Here is a 20,928-nt window from a genome sequence, read left to right on the forward strand (position 1 = left end):
TTCAATGCGGGCTCAACCCCTGTCATTGAACCTCATCAAGGTCAGCCTCATCAACATCCGGTGCTTGCGCCGCCTTGATAATCATGACCGGCACATTCGCGGCGTGCAGCACTTCATTGGATACCGATCCCAGCAAGGCACTGCGCAAGGGACTCATGCCGCTGGCACCCATCACCACCAGATCGCATCCAAAACGCTCCAGAATATCAATCAGGGTATGGGCTGGATCACCTGAGGCCACTTCAGACTCGTAGGGAATGTTGGCCTCCTGCAGTAGCGCCTCGGCCGCCGCCAGCGTATGAGCGCCAGCCGCGGCGCTGACCTCTTCAATCACTTGTGGATCGTGCGCCACCATCAACTCATACAAAGTGGCAGATTCCTGAACATTGGCCAACACCATGCTGCTCTCCAGGCCGTCTTGCGCCATGCGAATGGCAAAGCGAACAGCGTCCAACGCGACAGTGGAGCCATCCACGGGCAATAATATTTTCATTTTTTTCTCCGGTTTGAGTTCGGGTTCTTGAAGATTGAGATTGAAATGGTCCAAGCGTGGAAAGCGCGCTTGAACCCTGCTGCCACAGGGGGTCAATATACGCCAGTCATGGCCAACGGCACTGACCTCAGGGCTGGGCCAGACTGCGAACTTTTTCGATTAGACATTCATTCACACTGGGCGATACAAATTTGTCCACCTCGCCCCCGAGCGAGGCAATTTCACGCACAAAGGTACTGGAGATGAACTGGTATTTGTCGCTCGGCGTCAAAAAAACTGTTTCTACGTCAGGCATCAGGCTGCGGTTCATGCCCGCGAGCTGGAATTCGTAGTCGAAGTCGGTCACGGCGCGCAGGCCGCGCACCATGGCCTTGGCGCCCTGTGACACCACAAAGTCACGCAGCAATCCTGAAAAACTCTCCACCTGCACCTTCGGGTAGTGCTTGACCGCCTCACGCGTCATGGCCATGCGCTCCTCCAATGAAAACAGCGCTTTTTTGTGATGCCCCGCTGCGACTGCAACGATGACGCGGTCAAACAACTGCGTTGCGCGCCTCACCACATCTTCGTGGCCCAGGGTGATGGGGTCAAAAGTGCCTGGGTAAACAGCAATCACGTGGTTGGCCATGGTTTGCCTGTCAATGGAGTGAAGAAAGAGCTCAGTGGCTCAATGGGCCTTGGGGCTTGGCTGATGAACATTATGCAGCGCCGCTCAAGCGTCTGACCCGATGCGCTTGAGCAGATGGGCGTGAACAGCACCGGCTTTGAGGTGCCGGTGCACTTGCAGCCCGGCGCTCTCAAGCTGCGCGTCTGTCCATGGAATCGGGGCCTCCAAGTACACAAAACCACCTGCTGCCACGGCGCGGCCTGCTGCTTGCAGCGCCGCCTCAAACAGCACGGAGTCAAAGGGTGGATCCAGAAACACGGCGTCCATGCTGGCTGGGTCCAGGTGTTTGAGGGCCGCCAGGCCATCACCTCGCACGATCTGCGTCGTGCTGGCTTGCAGTTGGATCTGAACGCGCTTGAGCTGGGCCACCAGGGCGGTGTCCTGCTCCACCAGCAACACTTCTTTGGCACCACGGGACGCGGCCTCAAAGCCGAGTGCACCGGTACCGGCAAAGGCATCGATACAGCGCCAACCGGTCAGGTCCTGGCCCAGCCAGTTGAACAGGGTCTCGCGCACGCGGTCGGGTGTCGGGCGCAGGCCCGGATGTTCGACCACGGCGAGCTTGGTGCGTTTCCAGAGACCACCGATGATGCGCACCTCATGTGTCTGCGGGCTGCGGGGCCGGATGGGCTGTGCCGGTTTCTGTGGCGCTGCGGATTTGTCTTGTTTCATCAGGGAGCTTGAGTAAGGAGGAAATTCTTGCGCCATGGTAGCGCGTCCATTAGCTGTCTATGTCACTTGATTCGTGATTTGATGCCCGCAAGTTGCCAATTTTGGCATCCGCTGCCGCCGTTGTCCCGCCCGAACGGCTTGGCACGATCGAGGCTGATTTGTGCGAAATTTGGCTCGTTTTGGAGCCGTACTCGTGTGAAAACACCCAGGTGAACTCAGCCCCGAGCAGAAAAATCTGCGCCGAAAAATAGACCCACACCAAGAGAAGCACCAGCGAGCCGGCGGCACCAAAACTGGACGCCACGCCGGTCTTTCCCAGATACAGACCAATCAGAAATTTGCCAATTTCGAACAACAACGACGTGACCGCGGCGCCAATCCACACATCCCGCCAGGCGATGCTGGCGCGCGGCATCAGCTTGTAAATCATCGCAAACAGTAAAGTTGAAATGGCAAAAGAGACGCCGAATGTGAGCAGATGAAGCACGGTTTCCCAGCCCTGGAAAAGCCCGTCACTCCATTTGCCCAAGGCAGCGATCATGGCACTGACCACCAGCGAGACCAGCAGAAGAAACACCAAGCCCAATACCAGGCCGAACGACAGCAGGCGCGTGCGCAGCAGGGTCCAGAGTCCATTCCCTTTCACGGAGGCGGGAACGCGCCAGATGCGGTCAAGGGCGCTTTGCAATTCGGCGAATACTGTGGTGGCTCCAATGAGCAGGGTCGCGAGACTGACCAGCGCTGCCAGTAAATCCTGCGCCGGTTCCCTGGCGCTCTTGAGCAGCCCCTGTACTGCGACGGCACCTTCCCAACCAATGATGCCCTGGATTTGCGCCACAATTTCACCGCGGGCCGCTTCCGCGCCAAAGAACAGGCCGGCCACAGCGATCACGATGATGAGCAGCGGGGCCATCGAAAACAGCGTGTAGTAGGCCAGCGCTGCGCCCATGCTCGGGGCATAGTCGTTGATCCACGCCGCTACCGATTTATTGATCAGATTCCAGATTTGTTTGTGATACATGTCGGGCATTTGATGTTGTGAAAATTTACCCGCTCAAAATGGAACTCATCAATCGGCATTTGAATCTGGGCGTGCTGACTAACCCTCATTTGCCAGCGTTCACGCCACCCAGCACCACCGTCACCATCCTGTCTGGCTGCAGCCTGCGCTGAAATGCGGTCTTGATGTCTTTGGCCGTGACCCTCGCCACCTGCTGGGTCCAGGTTTCCAGATAGTCCAGCGGGAGCCCGTTCCAGGCGATGTTGGCAACGTTGTCGAGCAATTTGCCGTTGCTGTCGATGCGCAGGGCAAAGCCACCGATCAGGTTGTCTTTGGCGGCTTTGAGTTCGGCCGCGGTCGGGCCGTGGGCGACAAAATTGGTGAGCACGTCGCGAGACACCTGCACCGCCTGCTCGGCCTGGTCGGGCCGGGTTTGCAGGCCCAGTGTGAACGCACCGGCATGCAGACCGGGCGCGAAGTAGCTGTACACGCTGTAGCTCAAACCCCGCTTTTCGCGGACCTCGTTCGTCAGGCGCGAGACAAAGCCGCCACCGCCCAAAATGTAGTTGCCCACCGTCAGCGCAAAGTAATCGGGATCATTGCGCTTGAAACCGGGTTGTCCGATGAGCACATGGGCCTGCGCGGAGTCGAATGAAATCTGCTTGACGACGGGCTTGTCCAGCGGCACCACCTCCGCCACGGTCGGCAGCGCCGGGCAGGCGGCGTCCGCGGTGGGCAGGCGCGCCAACAACTGCGTCACCAACGCTTCGGCCTGGGCCCGGTTGACCGCTCCCACCAGCGTCACCTTGGCCCGGCACGGGGCAATCAGGCGGGCATGCAGCGACTTCATATCCGACACGCTGATGCGCGCCAAGGTGGCCTCTGTCATCTCAAAGCCATAGGGGTGCGGGCCGTAGACTGCCGCTGCGAAGGCGCGATTTGCCAGCGTTGCCGGGCGGGTGTTGGCTTCCTTGATGGCGGCGTTCAGGGTTTCGCGCTCGCGCTGCCAGATCGCCTCGGGGAAGGCGGGCTCACCAAGTTGGCGGGCCGCGAGTTGCACCGCCCGGGCCAGCAACTCCGGGTCGGTGAGTGAGCGCAGCGAAAAACTCATGCGGTCGCGGCTGGCACCGGCGTGAAACGAGGCACCCAGGTCCGCCCAGGCTTCACTCAAGGCATTCTCGTCCAGGGCGGGTTCGGTGGCGCCAGCGCCCGCTGCATTGCCCGGACCTGCCAGAACGCCCTTGCCGGTCATGCTGGCGCTGACGCTGGCCAGCCCGGCCTGGTCGGCAGGGTCACGCCGACTGCCGGCGTCAAAGTCGATTTGCACATCCAGCATCGGAATGCCGTGGCTCTGCACCAGGTAGACTTGCGCGCCGGAGGCTTGCGTCCAATGTTCAATGGGAATGCCGGCCTGCACCGGATTTATAAGAAATAGAGCTGTAGCCCCCGTCCATGCTGCCCAAGCAGCTATTTTTTTTATAGTAATCATGAGATGTGCTTTGATCTGTGTCAGGTGCTTCATCAATGCCGGGCGCCCGCTGGGGGCGTGCGCCGGATGCGGGTTTTGTCCAGCGGCTGCGGCAACAACACGGCCACGGTCAACTGGTCATCGCCAAAATAGCGCTGTGCCACGTCCTTGACCTGCTCCGCGGTGACCGCACGCAAGCGCTCGATCAAAAGCGCGTCCGCGTTCAGCGGCAGCCCCTGTACCCAGTTGCTGCCCAGCTCCTGCGCCTGGTTGAAGACCGAATCGAGCTTGTAAACCTCGCTCGCCACCCATTGGGTCTTGACGCGCGCCAGCTCCGCCTCAAGCACACCGTCGCGCGCTACGCGCGCGACTTGGGCGCGTAGCGCGAGCTCGACTTGCTCGGCCGTCTTGCCATTCGAGGGCACGCCTACCAGCGAGAACAACTGCGGCCCACGACCCCGCAGGCCGTTGTCGGCGCCGACGCTGTCGGCGACACGACCCTCGCCCTGGGTCAAGGCGCGCTCCAGCCGGGCACCGCTGTAGCCGTCCAGTACGGCCGCGAGCACGGTGAGCGCCAGCGCGTCAGCGTTCTCTTTTTTTTCATCCAAAGACTTCAGGCTCGGCACCTTGAATGCCAAACTCACATACGCTTGTTCAGCGGGCGCCTTGAACGCCAGGCGTTTGAGGCCAACCTGTTCAGGTTCCTGCTGCGGCTTGCGCTCTGGCACGGCCCGTGCGGGCAAAACACCATAGTATTTTTCAGCCAGTCGATGCACCTGCGCCACATCCACATCACCGGCCACGACCACCGCCGCGTTGGCCGGCACATACCAGCGTCGGTAAAACGCCCGTGCATCCGCTGATGTCAAGGCCTCCAGGTCGCTCATCCAGCCGACAACGGGCCGGCGGTAGGGCGATGCAACAAAAACAGCCGCGTTGAGCGCTTCATGCAACAGGGCGCGTGGGTTGTCTTCGGTGCGCAGGCGGCGCTCTTCCTTGACCACTTCCAGCTCTTTTTTGAACTCGCCATCAGGCCACTGGTTATGGGCAAAGCGGTCGGCCTCCAGCTTCATCACTTCTTCCAGCCGCGCGGCGGGAATCTGTTGGTAAAAGCCGGTGTAATCCTTGGTGGTAAAGGCATTCTCGCGCCCGCCCAGGGCCGCGACCCGGCGCGAGAACGCACCGGCCGGCACGGTCGCTGTACCTTTGAACATCATGTGCTCCAGCACATGCGCCACGCCGGAGGTGCCGTTCACCTCGTCCATGGCACCCACCCGCACCCACAGCATGTGGACGGCAGTGGGCGCGCGTCGATCGGGTTTGACGATGACGGTCAAGCCATTGGCCAGGGTGAATTGTTCCACCGGGCTCGGGGTTTGCGCGTGAGCCGTCAGGCCGCCCAAAAGCAACAGGCCGTACCAGGGCAAGCGCTGCCACACAGCACGCGGACGGGGACTGGAGGGGCCCTGCAGGCGTGGTCGAACTGACAGTTGCGCCCAAGACGTGACGACTGCGCGGAGCGAAAAGCAGAAAAAATACTGGTATATCAAGCGCATGGGCACAGGGGAGGTGAGTCGTTTCATAGAATGCTGTGATTCTAAGAAGTTGCCAAATGTTCAGTTTTTTCAAAAAGAAACCTCCTCCCACCCCTGTATTGCCAAAGTCACCCGACGCGGCGACTGAGCCAGCGGGCGCGGCAACACCCATCCGCAGTGGTTCCTTGATTGGCAGCGCCCTGGTCACGCCGATTGACATTCCCCTGCCCGCCAGTGTGCCGCCTGAGCGGCAAAAGTGGCTGGACAAACTTAAAGCAGGCCTGGGCAAGACGGCCAACAGCATCTCCGGCGTTTTTAGCGGTACCCGGATTGACGAGGCGCTCTACGAAGAGCTTGAAGGCGCGCTGCTGATGGCCGATACGGGGGTCGCGGCCACCCAGTACCTGCTCGATGATTTGCGGCGCAAGGTCAAGGAGAGTGGCATTACCCACCCGGTGGCCCTGAAAAACATTTTGGTGGCAAGCCTCACCGAATTGCTGCTGCCACTGGAAAAGCCGCTGGTCATTGGGCAGCACAAGCCCACCGTCATCATGGTCACTGGTGTTAATGGTGCGGGCAAAACCACCTCGATCGGCAAGCTCACCCAGCACCTGGCGATGCACGGCGCTAGCGTACTGCTGGCCGCTGCGGATACTTTCCGGGCGGCCGCGCGTGAGCAACTGGGCGTTTGGGCGACGCGAGCGGGCACCAGCACCGACACACCCGACCACAGCGTGGAGATCATCAGCCAGCAGGGTGGCGACCCGGCGGCCGTGAGCTTTGATGCGGTCAGCGCTGGCAAAGCGCGTGGCAAAGACGTGGTTTTGGTCGATACCGCCGGACGCCTGCCAACCCAGCTGCACCTGATGGAAGAACTGCGAAAGATCAAGCGCGTGGTGCAAAAAGCCGACGCCACGGCACCGCATGAAATCCTGCTGGTGATCGACGGCAACACCGGTCAAAACGCCTTGACGCAAGTGAAGGCATTTGACGAGGCGCTGGGCCTGACGGGCCTGATCGTCACCAAGCTGGACGGCACCGCCAAGGGCGGCGTGCTGGCTGCCATAGCGCGGGAGCGGCCGGTGCCGGTGTACTTCATCGGCGTGGGCGAGCAGCTTGAAGACCTTGAGACGTTTAATGCCCGTGAGTTTGCGCAGGCACTGTTGGCATGACGCCATAGGCTTTTTGCCATCTGCTTATCCGCAGTGACCCTCTAGGTGGGCGGCTTCAACCCGCTAAACTGCGCGCATGTCACAACTCGTTGATAAGTTAGCCGACCTGACCGACCTTCGGGATCGCGGTGCGCTCGACCTCGCCCTGGTCAGTGCCATTCATGACTTGTTGCAGCCGCAGACCGCAGCGATCTGTCGCGTTGTCGGTGAAGCCGGCAATGAGCGCTGGTTGACCACCGCCCAGATCAAGGCCGATCAACGGGTGCCCGTATTTGACTCGGCTTGGTCCGATTTGCTGGCACTGCCACGTTTGGCTGAGTACCCGCTGCGCCAGCAGGCCGGCGTCGGCAAACTGGTGATGCAGTCAAGGCTATATCCCGGCATCACGGTATTTCCGGTGAGCAGCAGCCCGGGTACGATCGGTGTGCTTGAAATCGCCACCCAGGAGCCGCTGTCTGAGGAACTGAGTCGATTGGTCAGTGGCGTGCTGCGCCTGTACCTCAATTTTCAAAGCCTGCTCGACTATGGCGAGCGCGATGCACTGACCGAGCTGCTCAATCGCAAGACCTTTGATGGTGCCTTTCTCAAGGCAACGCTGGCGCAGCAAGTCGCCGTCGATGGCGCGCCCGACAAGCGGCGCGACACCAGCTGCAGTGGCAGCTTCTGGCTGGCGATGATTGACATTGACCATTTCAAGCATGTCAATGACAACTTCGGGCACCTCATCGGCGACGAAGTGCTGCTGCTGCTGGCACGCTTGATGCGCGTCAGTTTCCGCTTTCACGACCAGCTCTACCGTTTTGGGGGGGAAGAGTTTGTGGTGCTGATGCGCTGCAATGGCGAGGCAGAGGCGGCTGCCGCGCTGGAGCGGCTAAGAACCAACACCGAAAATTACCTGTTTCCCCAGGTTGGCAGCATCACCATCAGCATCGGTTTTTCTGAAATCAAAACCGGCGACACCCCCAGTGGCGCCTTTGAGCGCGCCGACAAGGCGGTTTACTATGCCAAGGAGCATGGCCGCAACCAGGTGTGCAGCCATGCCGCCCTGGTTGCCAGCGGTGTGCTGGTGGAGCAGGCCGCCAACGTCGGCGACATGGAATTGTTTTGAAACCTTGTGGGACAGACCACAGTTACCCGAAGCGAACAAGCTCTGTCCCCAACTGATTACATATGACAAACACCCTGCTTCCCCGCATAGAAATTGAATCGGCCCCGCAGCCCACGGCTGCCGTTATCTGGCTGCACGGTCTGGGCGCCGATGGCAACGACTTTGCCGCTCTGGTGCCCGAGCTGGACTTGCGCGCCTGCCCACCGATCCGTTTTGTCTTTCCACACGCGCCCTCTATGCCGGTGACCCTCAACGGCGGCTATGTCATGCCGGCCTGGTATGACATTCGCGGCACCGATCTGGTGAGCCGTCAGGACGTGGCCGGCATCCAGAAGTCCGCGCTGGCAATTGCCGCACTGATCGAGCACGAGGCGGCGCGCGGCATCCCGTACCAGCGCATGGTGCTGGCGGGCTTCTCGCAGGGCAGCGCCATGGCGCTACACACCGGTTTGCGCTTCAAGCAGCGGCTGGCAGGCATCATGGCGCTGTCGGGCTACCTGCCGCTGGCAGATACCTTTGCCGCCGAGCGCAGCGCCGCCAATGCCTGCACGCCCGTCTTCATGGCGCACGGCAGCCAGGACCCGGTGGTGGCGCCGGCCCGGGGCGAAGCCTCGCGCGATCTGCTGCTCAGCCTGGGTTACCCGGTGCACTGGCACAGCTACCCGATGCCGCACAGCGTGCATCCGCGCGAAGTGGCCGACATTTCGCTTTTCCTGGCCGACGTGCTGGGCTGAGGATGGTCTGAAAGTGTCTTGTGTTGTTTTTGCCTGCCGCTAACATAGCGCACAGAGTTCAATTTACAGGAGCGCGTCATGCCAGTGGTCGTGGTTGCCAATCCAAAAGGCGGCGTGGGCAAGTCCACTCTGGCCACACATATCGCAGGTTATTTCGCGTCCCGCGGACACACCGTGATGTTGGGCGATGCGGACCGCCAGCAGTCCTCACGCTTGTGGCTGGGCTTGCGCCCGGCGGCCGCACGTCCCATCGCCACCTGGAGCGTGAGCGCCGACCTGATCGCCAAACCGCCCAAAGGCACGACCCATGTGGTGCTCGACACGCCTGCGGGCCTGCATGGCAGGCGTTTCAATGATGTGATGAAGCTGGCGGACAAGGTGATCGTGCCCTTGCAACCCAGTGTTTTTGATATTTTTGCCACGCGGGCGTTTCTGGATCAACTGCGACAGAACAGGCACCATGACAAATTGCAGATTGGCCTGGTGGGCATGCGGGTGGACGCGCGCACCATCGCCGCTGACAAACTGCATGAATTTGTGGACTCCCTGGGCCTACCGGTGTTGGGTTACCTGCGTGATACGCAAAACTATATTCATTTGGCAGCCCGTGGCCTGACCCTGTTTGATGTGGCGCCCGGCCGGGTAGAAAAAGACCTGGCGCAGTGGCAGGCGATAGGCGAGTGGCTGGAAACTTGATTGGCTGAGCAGGTGAGCGGGCTGCTTTGTCGCTCATCTGACAAGTGACTTGCGCGCGCGCCGCTACAGTGGCTGCATGAAAACTTTTCAAACTCTCTCCGAACTCTCAAGCTTGATCGGCCAGGAAGTTGCCGTGAGCGACTGGATCACCATCACACAAGAACAGGTGAACCAGTTTGCGCAAGCCACTGGCGACCATCAGTGGATTCATGTGGACCTCGAGAAAGCCAAGGCGGGGCCATTTGGGGGCACCATCGCGCACGGGTTTTTGACGCTGGCGCTGATTCCCCGCTTTTTTGAGTCCTCTCTGACCATTGTGCAAACCCGCCTCAGCGTGAACTATGGGCTGAACAAGGTTCGTTTTACGGCCCCGGTGCCGGTGGGTAGTCGCCTGCGCGCCCGCATGAAACTGCTCAACAGTGAACCCATCGACCAGGGTGGCGTTCAAATGACCTGGCAGGTGGCGATTGAGCGTGAGGGCGCGCCCAAGCCGGTGTGCGTGGCCGAGTCAGTCGCGCGGCACTACCCGTGATGCGCCAAAGGCGTTTTGGCGCCAGGCTTCAAATACAGTGACCGCCACGGCGTTTGACAAATTAAGGCTGCGCTGGCCTTCGATCATGGGCAGCTTCAGGCTTTGAGCGAGGGTAAATGATTGCCGCACGGCGTCGCTCAAGCCCTTGGTTTCAGACCCAAACACCAGCCAGTCACCGGGCGCAAATTGCGCCTCATAAACACTGCGACCGGCGCGGGTGGTCAGGGCAAACATGCGCTCGGGGGCTGGCTGTTCGCCAGCCAGAAAGGCCTGCCAGCTGGCATGGCGCTTGACGGTGGCGTACTCGTGGTAGTCCAGCCCGGCCCGGCGCATGTGCTTGTCGTCCATGGAGAACCCCAGCGGCTCAATCAGGTGCAGGGCGCAGCCGGTGTTGGCCGACAGGCGGATGATGTTGCCGGTGTTGGGCGGGATCTCGGGTTCGACCAGGACGATATGAAACATGGGCTGATGTTATTCGGTGCGCGCAATCACCAGGCCCGTGATGTGCGCCGCGCCCGCTGCCCGCAGTGTCCGCGCCGCGCAAAAGAGCGAGGCGCCGCTGGTCATGACATCGTCTACCAGCACGACGCGCGCGCCTTTGAGTTGCGCAACAAGTAAAGGATCAACCGCAAACGCGTCTTTCAGGCTGTCGAGACGCTCGGCACGTTTGAGCGAGCTCTGCGCCGGCGTGTCCTTGATGCGCAGCAGCAGTCGGGTGTTGGTCTTGTCGGGCGCGAGACGGTGCGCCAGCAACAGGGCCTGGTTGAAGCCGCGCGTTTGCAGGCGTTGTCTGGAGAGCGGCATGGTCAGCACGAGGTCGGCCGCGTCCAGCGCGGGTTCCACCCACGGCGTGCTGCGCAGCAACAGAGCGAAGGCATTGGCCAGGCCGGGGTTGTTGTGAAACTTGTAGTCAACGATCAAGTCTGACCAGGGGAAGGCGTAAGCCACCGCAGCCAGACAGGCATCCAGTGGCGCTGGGGTTTTGACGCAGGCGCCGCAGCGTCGGATGTGCTGTGGCACCGGCAGCGCACAGGTTTCGCAGCGTGGCTGCGGCTGGGCGAAGCGGCTCACGCAGGTCTCGCAGATGGGCTGCGCGGGCCAGGCATGGCAGACCCGGCACTGGCTGGGCAGCGAGTTTAAAACCCGGGACGTCCCTTTAAGCAAGCTGGAAAACATGGAGTCAATATACTCTGCCGACTCCATCACGCCCTGTCTTATGTCCACTCAACGTCCCCCCACCATCGATCCTCAAGCGGCCCAGCGCTGGCAGCGCATGGCGCCTGCTCCGTCACCGTGGCTGCATGAGGAGGTGGCGCGGCGTATGGAGGAACGACTGGCCTGGATCAAGTGCCAGCCCGACAGCTGGGCCCATTGGGAGCCGGTGCGTGGGGGGCTGCAGGCGCATGCGCTGCTGGCGCAGCGCTATCCCCATGCTGGGTGTTTTGTGGCCGAAGCCCGCAAGGACAAAGCGCAGTACGCTGCAAAACAAATAGCAAAGCCGTGGTGGCGGCCGACACGCTGGACCGCCGGGGCAACGCAATTTGAGATGCCGGGCGATGGCGCGGTGCAAATGCTGTGGGCCAATATGACCCTGCACATGGCGGCCGATCCGCAGGACGTGATGGCGCAGTGGCACCGGGCGCTGGCCGTGGATGGGTTTTTGATGTTTTCCTGTCTGGGTCCCGATACCTTGCAGGAACTGCGCGGTCTTTACCAGTCGTTGGGCTGGCCCGCGCCATCGCACGAATTCACTGATATGCATGATTGGGGCGACATGCTGGGCGCCGCCGGTTTTGCCGAGCCGGTGATGGACATGGAGCGTATTACGCTGACCTTCGAGACGCCACAGCGCTTGTTGCAGGAACTGCGTGGCCTGGGGCGCAATTTGCAGCCGCAACGTTTTCCTGGTTTGCGCGGCCGGCAGTGGCGCGAACAATTGCATCGGGAACTCGAGCGCTTGCCATTGCAGCTGACGTTCGAGGTCATTTACGGCCACGCCTTCAAACCCGCGCCGCGCTTGACAATGCGTGCTGAAACCGTGCTTTCCCTGGACCAAATGCGTGAAACCTTGAGCCAACGCAAGAAATTTTCGAACAAATCTTAATAAAAGGGCTTGACAACGCCGCGTCGTGTAAAAAAGTGTGAACTACAATCCTGTCCGGAGTTGGGTAGCGCCAACCGGGTCACCGGTCGCTGTCGGCGATGTTGGTTCAGACCCGGCTAATTTGAGGCAATATAAAAGTGGACATGATGAAGCGCATTTTCAGTAAATTGGCGGCCACATTGTTGGTCGCAAGTGCCTGGGCAGGTACGGTTGCCTTCACGGCGGCGCAGGCCGTCAGTGATTTGCCGGGTGGCCCGGCGGTGCGGCAACTCAATTTGCACCCGCCCGTCACCAAAATTGCCGAAGAACAGGCTTGGCTGCATTGGTTCATGTTGATTCTTTGCACGGCGATTTTTGTTGCCGTGTTCGCGGTGATGTTTTATTCCATCTGGAAACACCGCAAGTCGGTGGGGCACAAGTCAGCCAATTTTCATGAATCGGTGACCGTCGAGATTGTCTGGACGATCGTGCCTTTTGTCATTGTGATCTTGATGGCGCTGCCGGCCACCAAAGTGGTGGTGGCCATGAAAGACACCACCAATGCCGACCTCACCATCAAGGTCACCGGCATGCAATGGAAGTGGGGCTACGATTACCTCAAGGGCGAGGGCGAAGGCATCGGCTTTCTCTCGGCGCTGGACCGCACACAACGCGAAATGTCAAATAATGGCGGTCCCAAAGCGGGCGAGCAGGTGGAAGATTACCTGTTGAAAGTCGATCACCCGATGGTGGTTCCCGTCAACAAAAAGATCCGCCTCATCACCACTGCCAACGACGTGATTCACTCCTTCATGATTCCCTCGTTTGGCATCAAGCAGGATGCGATTCCCGGCTTTGTGCGCGACACCTGGTTTCGGGCGGAAAAAATCGGCGACTATCACGGCCAGTGTGTTGAGTTGTGTGGCAAGGAGCACGCCTACATGCCGATCCATGTGAAGGTGGTGTCAAGCGAGGATTACACCCTGTGGGTCAATGAAGAAATGAAGAAGCTGGCCGCGCTGGCCGACGATCCCACCAAGGTCTGGACGGCAGAAGAATTGTTTGCCCGCGGTGAAAAAGTTTACGCTGCCAATTGCGCCGCCTGCCATCAGCCCAACGGCAAGGGTGTGGGCACAATCAAACCGCTTGATGGTTCTGCCGTGGTGCTTGATGCAGACAAGGGTCAACAACTTACCGTGCTGCTCAATGGCCGCACGGTGGCGCTGCCCGACGGCAAGACCAATGTGATGCCCTCATGGAAGCAGTTGAGCGACACCGAGATCGCTGCGGTCATGACGTACACCAAAAATAACTGGTCCAACAAGACCGGCCAACTGGTTCAGCCGTCTGATGTGACGGCGGCGCGCAAGTAAACGGCATCACCCTAATACGAGTATTGAGAAGGAAATCAGCATGAGTGCCGTTCTAGACCGCGACGACCACGTCGAGCATGACCACCACAGCCACGCACCCACCGGCTGGCGCCGCTGGGTGTACGCGACCAACCACAAGGACATCGGTACTTTGTACATGTGTTTCAGCCTGACCATGCTGATGATTGGCGGCGTGCTGGCCCTGCTGATTCGAGCTGAGCTGTTTCAGCCCGGCCTGCAACTGGTGAATCCTGAGCTTTTCAACCAGCTCACCACCATGCACGGCATCATCATGGTGTTCGGCGCCATCATGCCGGGCTTTGTGGGTTTTGCCAACTGGATGATTCCGCTGCAAATTGGCGCCTCGGACATGGCGTTTGCCCGCATGAATAACTTCAGCTTCTGGCTGATGGTTCCTGCCGCTGTGATGCTGGTGAGTTCATTCTTCATGCCGGGAGGCGCGCCAGCAGCAGGCTGGACGCTGTACGCGCCACTGACCCTGCAAATGGGCCCGAGCATGGACGCCGGCATTTTTGCCATGCATTTATTGGGTGCGAGCTCCATCATGGGTTCCATCAACATCATCGTGACCGTGCTCAACATGCGCGCCCCGGGCATGACCTTGATGAAAATGCCGATGTTTTCCTGGACCTGGCTGATTACGGCGTATTTGCTGATCGCCGTGATGCCGGTGCTGGCCGGCGCCATCACCATGACCTTGACCGACCGCCATTTCGGTACCAGCTTCTTCAACCCGGCCGGTGGTGGCGACCCGGTGATGTACCAGCACATTTTCTGGTTCTTCGGTCACCCGGAGGTCTACATCATGATCTTGCCGGCATTTGGCATCATCAGCCAGATCGTGCCGGCGTTTGCGCGCAAAAAATTGTTTGGCTACGCGTCCATGGTCTATGCCACTTCAAGCATTGCGATCCTGTCCTTCATTGTGTGGGGACATCACATGTTTTCCACCGGCATGCCGGTGACCGGTCAGTTGTTTTTCATGTATGCCACCATGCTGGTCGCCGTGCCGACGGCTGTGAAGATTTTCAACTGGGTGGCCACGATGTGGCGGGGTTCCATGACCTTTGAGACCCCGATGCTGTTTGCGGTGGGCTTCATCTTCGTCTTCACCATGGGTGGTTTTACCGGCCTGATTCTGGCCATGGCACCGATTGACATCCAGGTGCAGGACACTTATTACGTGGTGGCCCATTTCCACTACGTGCTGGTGGCCGGTTCCTTGTTTGCCATGTTTGCCGGCTACTACTACTGGTCACCCAAGTGGACTGGTGTCATGTACAACGAAACACGCGGCAAGATCCACTTCTGGTGGTCACTGATTGCATTCAACGTCACTTTCTTCCCGATGCATTTTCTCGGGCTGGCCGGCATGCCGCGCCGCTATGCCGATTACCCGATGCAATTTGCCGATTTCAATGCGGTGGCCTCGGTAGGTGCTTTCTTCTTTGGCTTTGCACAGGTCTTTTTCCTGCTCTTCATCGTGACCCCCACCATGATGGGCAAAGGCCAAAAGGCGCCGCAAAGGCCTTGGGAAGGCGCGGAAGGTCTGGAGTGGGAAGTGCCTTCGCCGGCACCGTTCCACACCTTCGAGACGCCGCCCAAGCTGGATGCCACGGCAACCAAGGTTATTGCTTAGCGCATGACGATCGGAAACATGATGACTCCCGAGCAAAAAAAAGCCAACCTGAAAACCGGACTGATCCTGGCATCGGTGGCGGTCGCGGTCTTTGTTGGTTTCATGGTCAAGATGATTTTTTTGGGCAAGTAGGGTATGACTCTACGGCGTGAAAACATCAGAATGGTCGGCAAACTGTTTGTCGTGGCAGTGGGCATGTTCGCATTCGGTTACGCGCTGGTTCCCATTTACAAGGCTGTGTGCGAGGCCACGGGTGTCAATATTCTCGCGCTGGGTGACAGCGACGTGCCCGGTGCCAAGGCGACATTGCCTGCCAATACCCAGGTTGACGCCAGTCGAACCATCACGGTCGAGTTCGACGCCAACGCGCGCGGCCCTTGGGAGTTCAAGCCGGCTCAGCGATCGCTGCAGGTGCATCCCGGTGAAATGGCCACGGTGATGTACGAGTTTCAAAATGTGCAAAACAGGCGGATGTCAGCGCAAGCCATTCCAAGCTATGCGCCGGTGCAGGCCAGCACCCATTTCAACAAGTTGGAGTGTTTTTGCTTCAAGCAGCACACCCTGGAGCCGGGCGAAAAGAAAGTCTGGCCGGTGGTGTTTGTGATTGATCCCAAGTTGTCCAAAGATGTAAAGACCATCACGCTGTCCTATACCTTTTTTGAGGTAGGGGGTAAGACACCGGCGGCTCCTTTGGCTGATGCGACCGGTCAGATCGGCATCGGAGCTGGGTCATGAGTGAGCCGGGGCACGAGACCAAACCGGTAGCGTCCGGGGCGTTTTTTCGCACCATCAAGATGGTGGCCTGGTCGCTGCTGGGGATCAGAAAGAATAGCGAGTTGGAGAAAGATGCGGCGCAAGTCAGTCCGATTCACATCATCGTGGTGGGGGTTGTGACGATCATCATTTTGGTCGTTGGCCTGATCGTGCTGGTGAACGTGGTGGTTGCCAAATAGGGTCGATCCTGGCGTCTCATGAAGATTAAACAGAACTGGAAAGAATGGAGCTGATATGAGTTCAACAATCGGGGCTGCAACCCCGCACTATTTCGTGCCCGGCCCCTCGCGGCATCCCTTTTTTGCGGCTGTGGGCCTGTTTTTTGTCTTGCTGGGCGCCAGTCAGTGGATCAATGGCGCGGAGTGGGGCAAGTACTCGTTTTATTTTGGCTTGCTGTGGTTTGCCGGCGTGCTGTACCAGTGGTTCAGTGAGTCGGTGGGTGAGAGTGAAGGTGGCCAGTATGGGCACAAGGTTGACTCGTCTTACCGCTGGGCCATGAGCTGGTTCATCTTCTCCGAAGTGATGTTCTTCGGGGCGTTCTTCACCGCCTTGTGGTGGACTCGCGCCCATTCAATACCCGCCTTGGGCGGTATCGAGAACGGCTTGCTCTGGCCCGACTTCAAAGCCGTGTGGCCGAGTCTGGCCGCTGGCGTGACCGGTTCACCGGCGGACATCGTGGAGCCGTTCCAAACCATGACACCCTTTTGGTTGCCCACCATCAATACCGCGATCCTGCTGAGCTCCGGCGTGACACTGACCATTGCCCACCATGCCTTGATCGGCGCCCATCGCAGCAGGGCGGTGGCCTTCATGTGGCTCACGGTTTTGCTGGGTATCGTGTTCCTGCTGGTGCAAGGCTATGAGTACTACCACGCGTATCACGAGATGAACCTGAAGCTGACATCAGGCGTGTATGGTTCCACTTTTTTCATGCTGACCGGTTTTCACGGCTTCCACGTGTTTGTGGGCATGTTGATGCTGCTGTTCATCACCTTGCGACTGCAACGAGGTCATTTCACGGCAGAGCGGCATTTCGGATTTGAAGGGGCCGCCTGGTACTGGCACTTTGTCGACGTGGTGTGGCTTGGCCTCTACACGCTGGTCTATTGGCTGTAAGCTACCGTGCGGCTGTGAAAAGGGAGGCACCGCAGGGTGCCTTTTTGATTGCCGCAGCGCTTGATCCGTTTACTGCCCTGCAGAAATGCCGCTCGGCTGGATCAGCCCCAGTTTCCAGGCCAGCAGGATGGCGATAAACAGCGCAATCGAAAGCCCCACCCGCAAGGCCAGCGCCAGCGCCATTTTTTGGCTTCTGGATTTTCCTTTTGAATCGCTCTTCATCATGAAAAATAGGGCTGTTCCCAGGCTGATGACAATGGCCGCAAATGCAAGAATGACAAAGTATTTCATCGACTGGATTATCTCGTGAACGCGGGCTGGCGGTCCTGGCTGATCACTGCGCTTGCGCTGCTGTCAATGGCCGGCACGCTGGCGCTCGGGCGTTGGCAATTGTCGCGGGCCGCGCAGAAAGTCGCCATGCAGGCCGGCATGGAGGCCAAGTCGACGATGTCAATCCTGGACGGTCGAGTCCTGGCGGCGCGCGCTGATCCTGCCCTTGAACTGCACCGACGTGTCGCGCTGCGGGGCCAGTGGATTCCCGAACGTACGGTGTTTCTGGACAACCGCCCGATGAATGGCCGGACCGGCCTGTATGTGGTGACGCCGATGCGGCTGGAGGGCAGTGCAGCTGTGGTGCTGGTTCAGCGCGGTTGGGTGGCGCGCAACTTCATGGATCGCAGCCATTTGCCCACGATTGAATCACCGGCTGGTGTGCGGGAGATTGTGGGCCGTATTGCCCCGCCGCCGGCCAAGTTATACGAGTTGAGCGGCTCGGATACCGGCCTCATCCGGCAAAATATCGATTTGGCTGGCTTGGCCGTCGAGACGGGTCTGGCGCTCCTGCCGGTGTCGGTTCAGCAAACGGGCGCAGCCGGCGACGGCATGTTGCGTGACTGGCCACAGCCTGCAGTCGGCGTGGAAAAGCATTACGGTTATGCTTTCCAATGGTTTGCCTTGAGCAGCCTGATTGCGATTCTTTATGTCTGGTTCCAAATTGTTAGACGATTCATTTACCCGCGCCGCGCCTGAAGCATCCCAGCATCGGGCCAACGGTCACGGCGACCAACCGCTGGGCATGACGGTTCACTCCCTGCCTTCACCGGCGCGCGTGATGGACGCGCAGGCCCGGCGCACCGCCACTGGACGCTGGAAGATGCTGGTCGTGCTGCTGGTTTGTGCTGCACCGGTGCTGGCCTCCTATTTGACTTTCTATGTTTTCAGGCCGGAAGGGCGGCGTAATTTCGGTGAGTTGGTTGACCCGCAGCGCCCCTTGCCGGAGCAGACCGTGGTCAGCTTGAGCGGGCAGGCCAGCAGCCTGAAGGCGCTGAAAGGGCAATGGCTCTTGTTGAGCGTGGCCAACGGTGCCTGCGATGAAGTCTGTAGCCGCCATTTGTACCTGCAACGCCAGTTGCGCGAGGGTTTGGGCAAAGACAAAGAGCGGGTGGACTGGGTCTGGTTGATCTCCGACGCCGCCCCCGTGCCCGAGCGCTTGCTGCCTGCCTTGAAGGACGCCACGGTACTGCGCGCCGATGGGCAGGCACTCTCCAACTGGCTGGAACCGGCCCGCGGCCATCGGCTGACGGAGCATCTGTATTTGGTAGACCCGTTGGGCAACTGGATGATGCGGTTTCCGGCCAATCTGGACCTGGCCAGCGCGGCCAAGGTCAAGCGGGACCTGGAGCGGCTGTTGCGCGCCTCCAACTCGTGGGATCAGCCGGGGCGCGCGTCTTTGACTGAGGGGAGGGGTGAAAATGCCAAGTAGCAACGCCATGACGGTGCAAGCCCTTTACGATCTGTCGCCGCTGGTGCAGATGATGTTTGGCGGTGCCGTGCTGGCCCTGGCGCCCATGGCGTGGGTGTGGTTTCGGCATCGGCGCGCTTCTCCCTTGGGTCGGGTTCAGGCGTTGACGCTGTTGACCCTGTTTCTCACCTTTGATCTGGTCATGTTTGGGGCTTTTACTCGCTTGACCGACTCCGGGCTGGGCTGCCCGGACTGGCCCGGTTGCTATGGCAAGGCCAGCCCGGTTGGGGCGCATGCTGCGATTGCGGCCGCCCAAAGCGCCATGCCCACTGGCCCGGTGACGTCCGGCAAAGCCTGGGTAGAAATGATTCACCGCTATCTGGCCACCAGCGTTGGTGTGTTGATCCTGGTGCTGACGGCCGTGGCCTGGCTGGGCCGCAGCGCTGGCGGGCGCAACATGCAGGTGCAGCCTATCAGCCCGTGGTGGCCCACTCTGACTTTGCTCTGGGTCTGTGTTCAGGGTGCTTTTGGCGCGTTGACCGTCACGATGAAGCTTTTTCCCGCCATCGTTACCCTGCACTTGCTCGGTGGCCTGGTTCTGTTGGCCCTGCTGTGCGTGCAGGTTGTGCAGTTTGCGCAACTCGAAGGCAAGGTCGCACCGGTTGCCCTTTCCCCTGGCTTGCGCCGGTTGCTGGGGCTGTCTTTTGTATTGCTGGTGCTGCAAGCCGCTCTGGGGGCATGGGTCAGCACCAATTACGCCGTGTTGGCCTGTACCGATTTTCCCAAGTGCCAGAGCAGTTGGTGGCCGCTGATGGACTTCTCGGAAGGTTTTGAGCTCTGGCGCCCACTCGGTTTCACGGCGGCTGGCGAGTACATCGGCTTTGCGGCCCTGACGGCCATTCACTATGTTCACCGCTTGATGGCGTCCCTGGTATTGGCGTTGCTCGGTGTGTTGGCCTGGCGGTTGAACCGCGTGACGGCACTACGCAACCCGTCGCGCTGGATCGCTGCACTGGTTGGACTGCAGCTGGCGACGGGCCTGAGCAATGTGGTGCTGGACTGGCCTTTGCTGGCTGCCGTTTTGCACACCGGCGGCGCGGGCGCACTGGTGCTTGTTCTGACGTGGACCGTGGCCGCGAGTCGCACGGGCAGCAGCGCCAGGGTGTCGGTCGTGCCAGATTTCACAGCCGTGAGACAGACCGCATGAGCGTCCATGTTCTGAGTGTTGAGGTCTCGGTTATCAAGCAGTTTTATGCGCTGACCAAACCGCGCGTGATTCAGTTGATTGTGTTTTGCGCCTTGATCGGCATGGTGCTGGCCGTGCCGGGCTTGCCGACCTGGGCCGAGCTCCAACTGGCCTTGTTGGCTTGCCTGGGCATCTGGCTGGTGGCGGGCGCAGCGGCGGCCTTCAATTGCGTTGTCGAAAAAAGCATCGACGCCAAGATGAAGCGCACGGCCTGGCGGCCGACCGCAAGGGGCGAACTGGCCGATTGGCAGACGCTGCTGTTTTCGGCCGTGTTGTGCGCGGCGGGCTCCATACTGCTGTATTTTTGGGTCAACCCGCTGACCATGTGGCTGACCTTTGCCACCTTTATTGGTTATGCGGTGGTGTACACCGTGATTCTGAAGCCACTGACGCCGCAAAACATCGTGATTGGCGGCGCCTCCGGCGCCATGCCGCCGGTGCTGGGCTGGGCCGCCATGGCGGGCGACGTCGGCCCGGAAGCGCTGATTTTGTTTCTGATTATCTTTTTGTGGACGCCGCCGCATTTCTGGGCACTGGCCTTGTACCGCGTGGAGGACTACCGCAAGTCGGGCCTGCCGATGCTGCCGGTGACACACGGCAATGAGTTCACCCGCTTGATGGTGCTGCTCTACACCTTCATTTTGTTTGCTGCCTGTTTGATGCCGTATGTCTACGGCATGAGTTCCTGGCTTTACCTGATTGCCGCCGTGGTTTTGAATCTTGGCTTTTGTCTGTATGCCTTCTATCTCTGGCGTGATTATTCGGACTTGCTGGCCCGCAAAACCTTTCGCTTCTCACTGATCCATCTGAGCCTGCTGTTTGCCGCCTTGCTTCTGGATCACTATCTGCTTTGATACC

25 protein-coding genes are annotated in these 20,928 nt (G+C 59.9%); 16 read left to right on the forward strand and 9 right to left on the reverse strand.

Going from position 1 to position 20,928, the window contains the following annotated elements; all coding sequences use genetic code 11:
- Nucleotides 1–22 precede the first annotated feature (22 nt).
- The 6 genes from RFER_RS08435 to RFER_RS08460 form a co-directional block, all read right to left on the reverse strand.
- Nucleotides 23–493 carry a universal stress protein gene (locus tag RFER_RS08435; RefSeq protein WP_011463964.1) on the reverse strand — a complete coding sequence of 157 codons (471 nt, stop codon included), beginning with the start codon at nucleotides 491–493 and terminating at the stop codon, nucleotides 23–25.
- A gap of 127 nt (nucleotides 494–620) precedes the next feature.
- On the reverse strand, nucleotides 621–1,121 hold the full coding sequence (gene coaD, locus RFER_RS08440; RefSeq protein ID WP_011463965.1) for a pantetheine-phosphate adenylyltransferase: 501 nt from the start codon (nucleotides 1,119–1,121) through the stop codon (nucleotides 621–623).
- A gap of 84 nt (nucleotides 1,122–1,205) precedes the next feature.
- A complete protein-coding gene (gene rsmD, locus RFER_RS08445) occupies nucleotides 1,206–1,832 on the reverse strand; it encodes a 16S rRNA (guanine(966)-N(2))-methyltransferase RsmD (RefSeq protein WP_166485691.1) in 627 nt (208 codons plus the stop codon).
- A 49-nt stretch (nucleotides 1,833–1,881) separates the two neighbouring features.
- Nucleotides 1,882–2,862, reverse strand: coding sequence for a YihY/virulence factor BrkB family protein (locus RFER_RS08450; RefSeq protein ID WP_011463967.1), 981 nt, complete (start codon nucleotides 2,860–2,862; stop codon nucleotides 1,882–1,884).
- A gap of 76 nt (nucleotides 2,863–2,938) precedes the next feature.
- Nucleotides 2,939–4,321 carry a M16 family metallopeptidase gene (locus tag RFER_RS08455; RefSeq protein ID WP_041791748.1) on the reverse strand — a complete coding sequence of 461 codons (1,383 nt, stop codon included), beginning with the start codon at nucleotides 4,319–4,321 and terminating at the stop codon, nucleotides 2,939–2,941.
- Nucleotides 4,322–4,353: 32 nt separating this feature from the next.
- Nucleotides 4,354–5,883, reverse strand: a complete 1,530-nt coding sequence (locus RFER_RS08460) for a M16 family metallopeptidase (RefSeq protein ID WP_011463969.1) — start codon at nucleotides 5,881–5,883, stop codon at nucleotides 4,354–4,356.
- Between the two features lie 29 nt (nucleotides 5,884–5,912).
- Here RFER_RS08460 and ftsY point away from each other — a divergent pair, with 29 nt between their 5' ends.
- The 5 genes from ftsY (at nucleotide 5,913) to RFER_RS08485 (ending at nucleotide 10,077) form a co-directional block, all read left to right on the forward strand.
- On the forward strand, nucleotides 5,913–7,007 hold the full coding sequence (gene ftsY, locus RFER_RS08465; protein ID WP_011463970.1) for a signal recognition particle-docking protein FtsY: 1,095 nt from the start codon (nucleotides 5,913–5,915) through the stop codon (nucleotides 7,005–7,007).
- A gap of 76 nt (nucleotides 7,008–7,083) precedes the next feature.
- On the forward strand, nucleotides 7,084–8,115 hold the full coding sequence (locus tag RFER_RS08470; RefSeq protein ID WP_011463971.1) for a GGDEF domain-containing protein: 1,032 nt from the start codon (nucleotides 7,084–7,086) through the stop codon (nucleotides 8,113–8,115).
- Between the two features lie 62 nt (nucleotides 8,116–8,177).
- Nucleotides 8,178–8,849: an alpha/beta hydrolase gene (locus RFER_RS08475; protein ID WP_011463972.1), complete on the forward strand. Its 672-nt coding sequence runs from the start codon at nucleotides 8,178–8,180 to the stop codon at nucleotides 8,847–8,849.
- Nucleotides 8,850–8,927: 78 nt separating this feature from the next.
- Entirely contained in the window at nucleotides 8,928–9,545 is a 618-nt protein-coding gene (locus tag RFER_RS08480) for a ParA family protein (RefSeq protein WP_011463973.1), read from the forward strand.
- A 76-nt stretch (nucleotides 9,546–9,621) separates the two neighbouring features.
- A complete protein-coding gene (locus RFER_RS08485) occupies nucleotides 9,622–10,077 on the forward strand; it encodes a MaoC family dehydratase (RefSeq protein WP_011463974.1) in 456 nt (151 codons plus the stop codon).
- Here RFER_RS08485 and RFER_RS08490 read toward each other — a convergent pair.
- Entirely contained in the window at nucleotides 10,054–10,539 is a 486-nt protein-coding gene (locus RFER_RS08490; RefSeq protein WP_011463975.1) for a tRNA (cytidine(34)-2'-O)-methyltransferase, read from the reverse strand. The genes RFER_RS08485 and RFER_RS08490 overlap by 24 nt on opposite strands.
- A 9-nt stretch (nucleotides 10,540–10,548) precedes the next feature.
- Nucleotides 10,549–11,253 carry a ComF family protein gene (locus RFER_RS08495; RefSeq protein WP_041790428.1) on the reverse strand — a complete coding sequence of 235 codons (705 nt, stop codon included), beginning with the start codon at nucleotides 11,251–11,253 and terminating at the stop codon, nucleotides 10,549–10,551.
- A gap of 40 nt (nucleotides 11,254–11,293) precedes the next feature.
- Between RFER_RS08495 and RFER_RS08500 the strand changes: the two genes are divergently transcribed.
- The 7 genes from RFER_RS08500 to RFER_RS08525 all read left to right on the forward strand — a co-directional run bounded on the left by RFER_RS08500 (nucleotide 11,294) and on the right by RFER_RS08525 (nucleotide 17,083).
- Complete coding sequence (locus RFER_RS08500; RefSeq protein WP_011463977.1) at nucleotides 11,294–12,181, forward strand: class I SAM-dependent methyltransferase; 888 nt, start codon at nucleotides 11,294–11,296, stop codon at nucleotides 12,179–12,181.
- 146 nt (nucleotides 12,182–12,327) lie between these two features.
- The gene (gene coxB / locus RFER_RS08505) at nucleotides 12,328–13,533 is read left to right on the forward strand and encodes a cytochrome c oxidase subunit II (RefSeq protein WP_041791753.1); all 1,206 of its coding nucleotides are present in this window, start codon (nucleotides 12,328–12,330) and stop codon (nucleotides 13,531–13,533) included.
- Between the two features lie 40 nt (nucleotides 13,534–13,573).
- Nucleotides 13,574–15,193, forward strand: a complete 1,620-nt coding sequence (gene ctaD, locus RFER_RS08510) for a cytochrome c oxidase subunit I (RefSeq protein ID WP_011463979.1) — start codon at nucleotides 13,574–13,576, stop codon at nucleotides 15,191–15,193.
- Between the two features lie 21 nt (nucleotides 15,194–15,214).
- Nucleotides 15,215–15,325 (forward strand): cytochrome oxidase small assembly protein, encoded by a 111-nt coding sequence (locus RFER_RS24565; protein WP_404818570.1) that lies wholly within the window; start codon nucleotides 15,215–15,217, stop codon nucleotides 15,323–15,325.
- Between the two features lie 3 nt (nucleotides 15,326–15,328).
- Complete coding sequence (locus RFER_RS08515; RefSeq protein WP_041790431.1) at nucleotides 15,329–15,928, forward strand: cytochrome c oxidase assembly protein; 600 nt, start codon at nucleotides 15,329–15,331, stop codon at nucleotides 15,926–15,928.
- On the forward strand, nucleotides 15,925–16,146 hold the full coding sequence (locus RFER_RS08520) for a DUF2970 domain-containing protein (RefSeq protein ID WP_011463981.1): 222 nt from the start codon (nucleotides 15,925–15,927) through the stop codon (nucleotides 16,144–16,146). The genes RFER_RS08515 and RFER_RS08520 overlap by 4 nt, the downstream gene beginning before the upstream one ends.
- 55 nt (nucleotides 16,147–16,201) lie before the next feature.
- Nucleotides 16,202–17,083: a cytochrome c oxidase subunit 3 gene (locus RFER_RS08525; protein ID WP_011463982.1), complete on the forward strand. Its 882-nt coding sequence runs from the start codon at nucleotides 16,202–16,204 to the stop codon at nucleotides 17,081–17,083.
- 69 nt (nucleotides 17,084–17,152) lie between these two features.
- Here RFER_RS08525 and RFER_RS08530 read toward each other — a convergent pair whose 3' ends face one another.
- Nucleotides 17,153–17,374, reverse strand: coding sequence for a twin transmembrane helix small protein (locus tag RFER_RS08530; protein WP_011463983.1), 222 nt, complete (start codon nucleotides 17,372–17,374; stop codon nucleotides 17,153–17,155).
- A 66-nt stretch (nucleotides 17,375–17,440) separates the two neighbouring features.
- On the opposite strand from RFER_RS08530, the gene RFER_RS08535 reads away from it, so the two are divergent.
- The 4 genes from RFER_RS08535 to cyoE are packed head-to-tail and all read left to right on the forward strand — an operon-like array spanning nucleotide 17,441 to nucleotide 20,924.
- Nucleotides 17,441–18,112 carry an SURF1 family protein gene (locus RFER_RS08535; protein WP_011463984.1) on the forward strand — a complete coding sequence of 224 codons (672 nt, stop codon included), beginning with the start codon at nucleotides 17,441–17,443 and terminating at the stop codon, nucleotides 18,110–18,112.
- The gene (locus RFER_RS08540) at nucleotides 18,063–18,845 is read left to right on the forward strand and encodes an SCO family protein (RefSeq protein WP_041790438.1); all 783 of its coding nucleotides are present in this window, start codon (nucleotides 18,063–18,065) and stop codon (nucleotides 18,843–18,845) included. The genes RFER_RS08535 and RFER_RS08540 overlap by 50 nt, the downstream gene beginning before the upstream one ends.
- A complete protein-coding gene (locus RFER_RS08545; RefSeq protein ID WP_011463986.1) occupies nucleotides 18,835–20,031 on the forward strand; it encodes a COX15/CtaA family protein in 1,197 nt (398 codons plus the stop codon). The genes RFER_RS08540 and RFER_RS08545 overlap by 11 nt, the downstream gene beginning before the upstream one ends.
- Nucleotides 20,028–20,924 carry a heme o synthase gene (cyoE, locus tag RFER_RS08550; RefSeq protein WP_011463987.1) on the forward strand — a complete coding sequence of 299 codons (897 nt, stop codon included), beginning with the start codon at nucleotides 20,028–20,030 and terminating at the stop codon, nucleotides 20,922–20,924. Before RFER_RS08545 ends, cyoE begins: the two co-directional genes overlap by 4 nt.
- Nucleotides 20,925–20,928: the final 4 nt, after the last annotated feature.

The sequence above is a fragment of the Rhodoferax ferrireducens T118 genome, from assembly GCF_000013605.1.
Classification (GTDB): Bacteria; Pseudomonadota; Gammaproteobacteria; order Burkholderiales; family Burkholderiaceae_C; genus Rhodoferax; species Rhodoferax ferrireducens.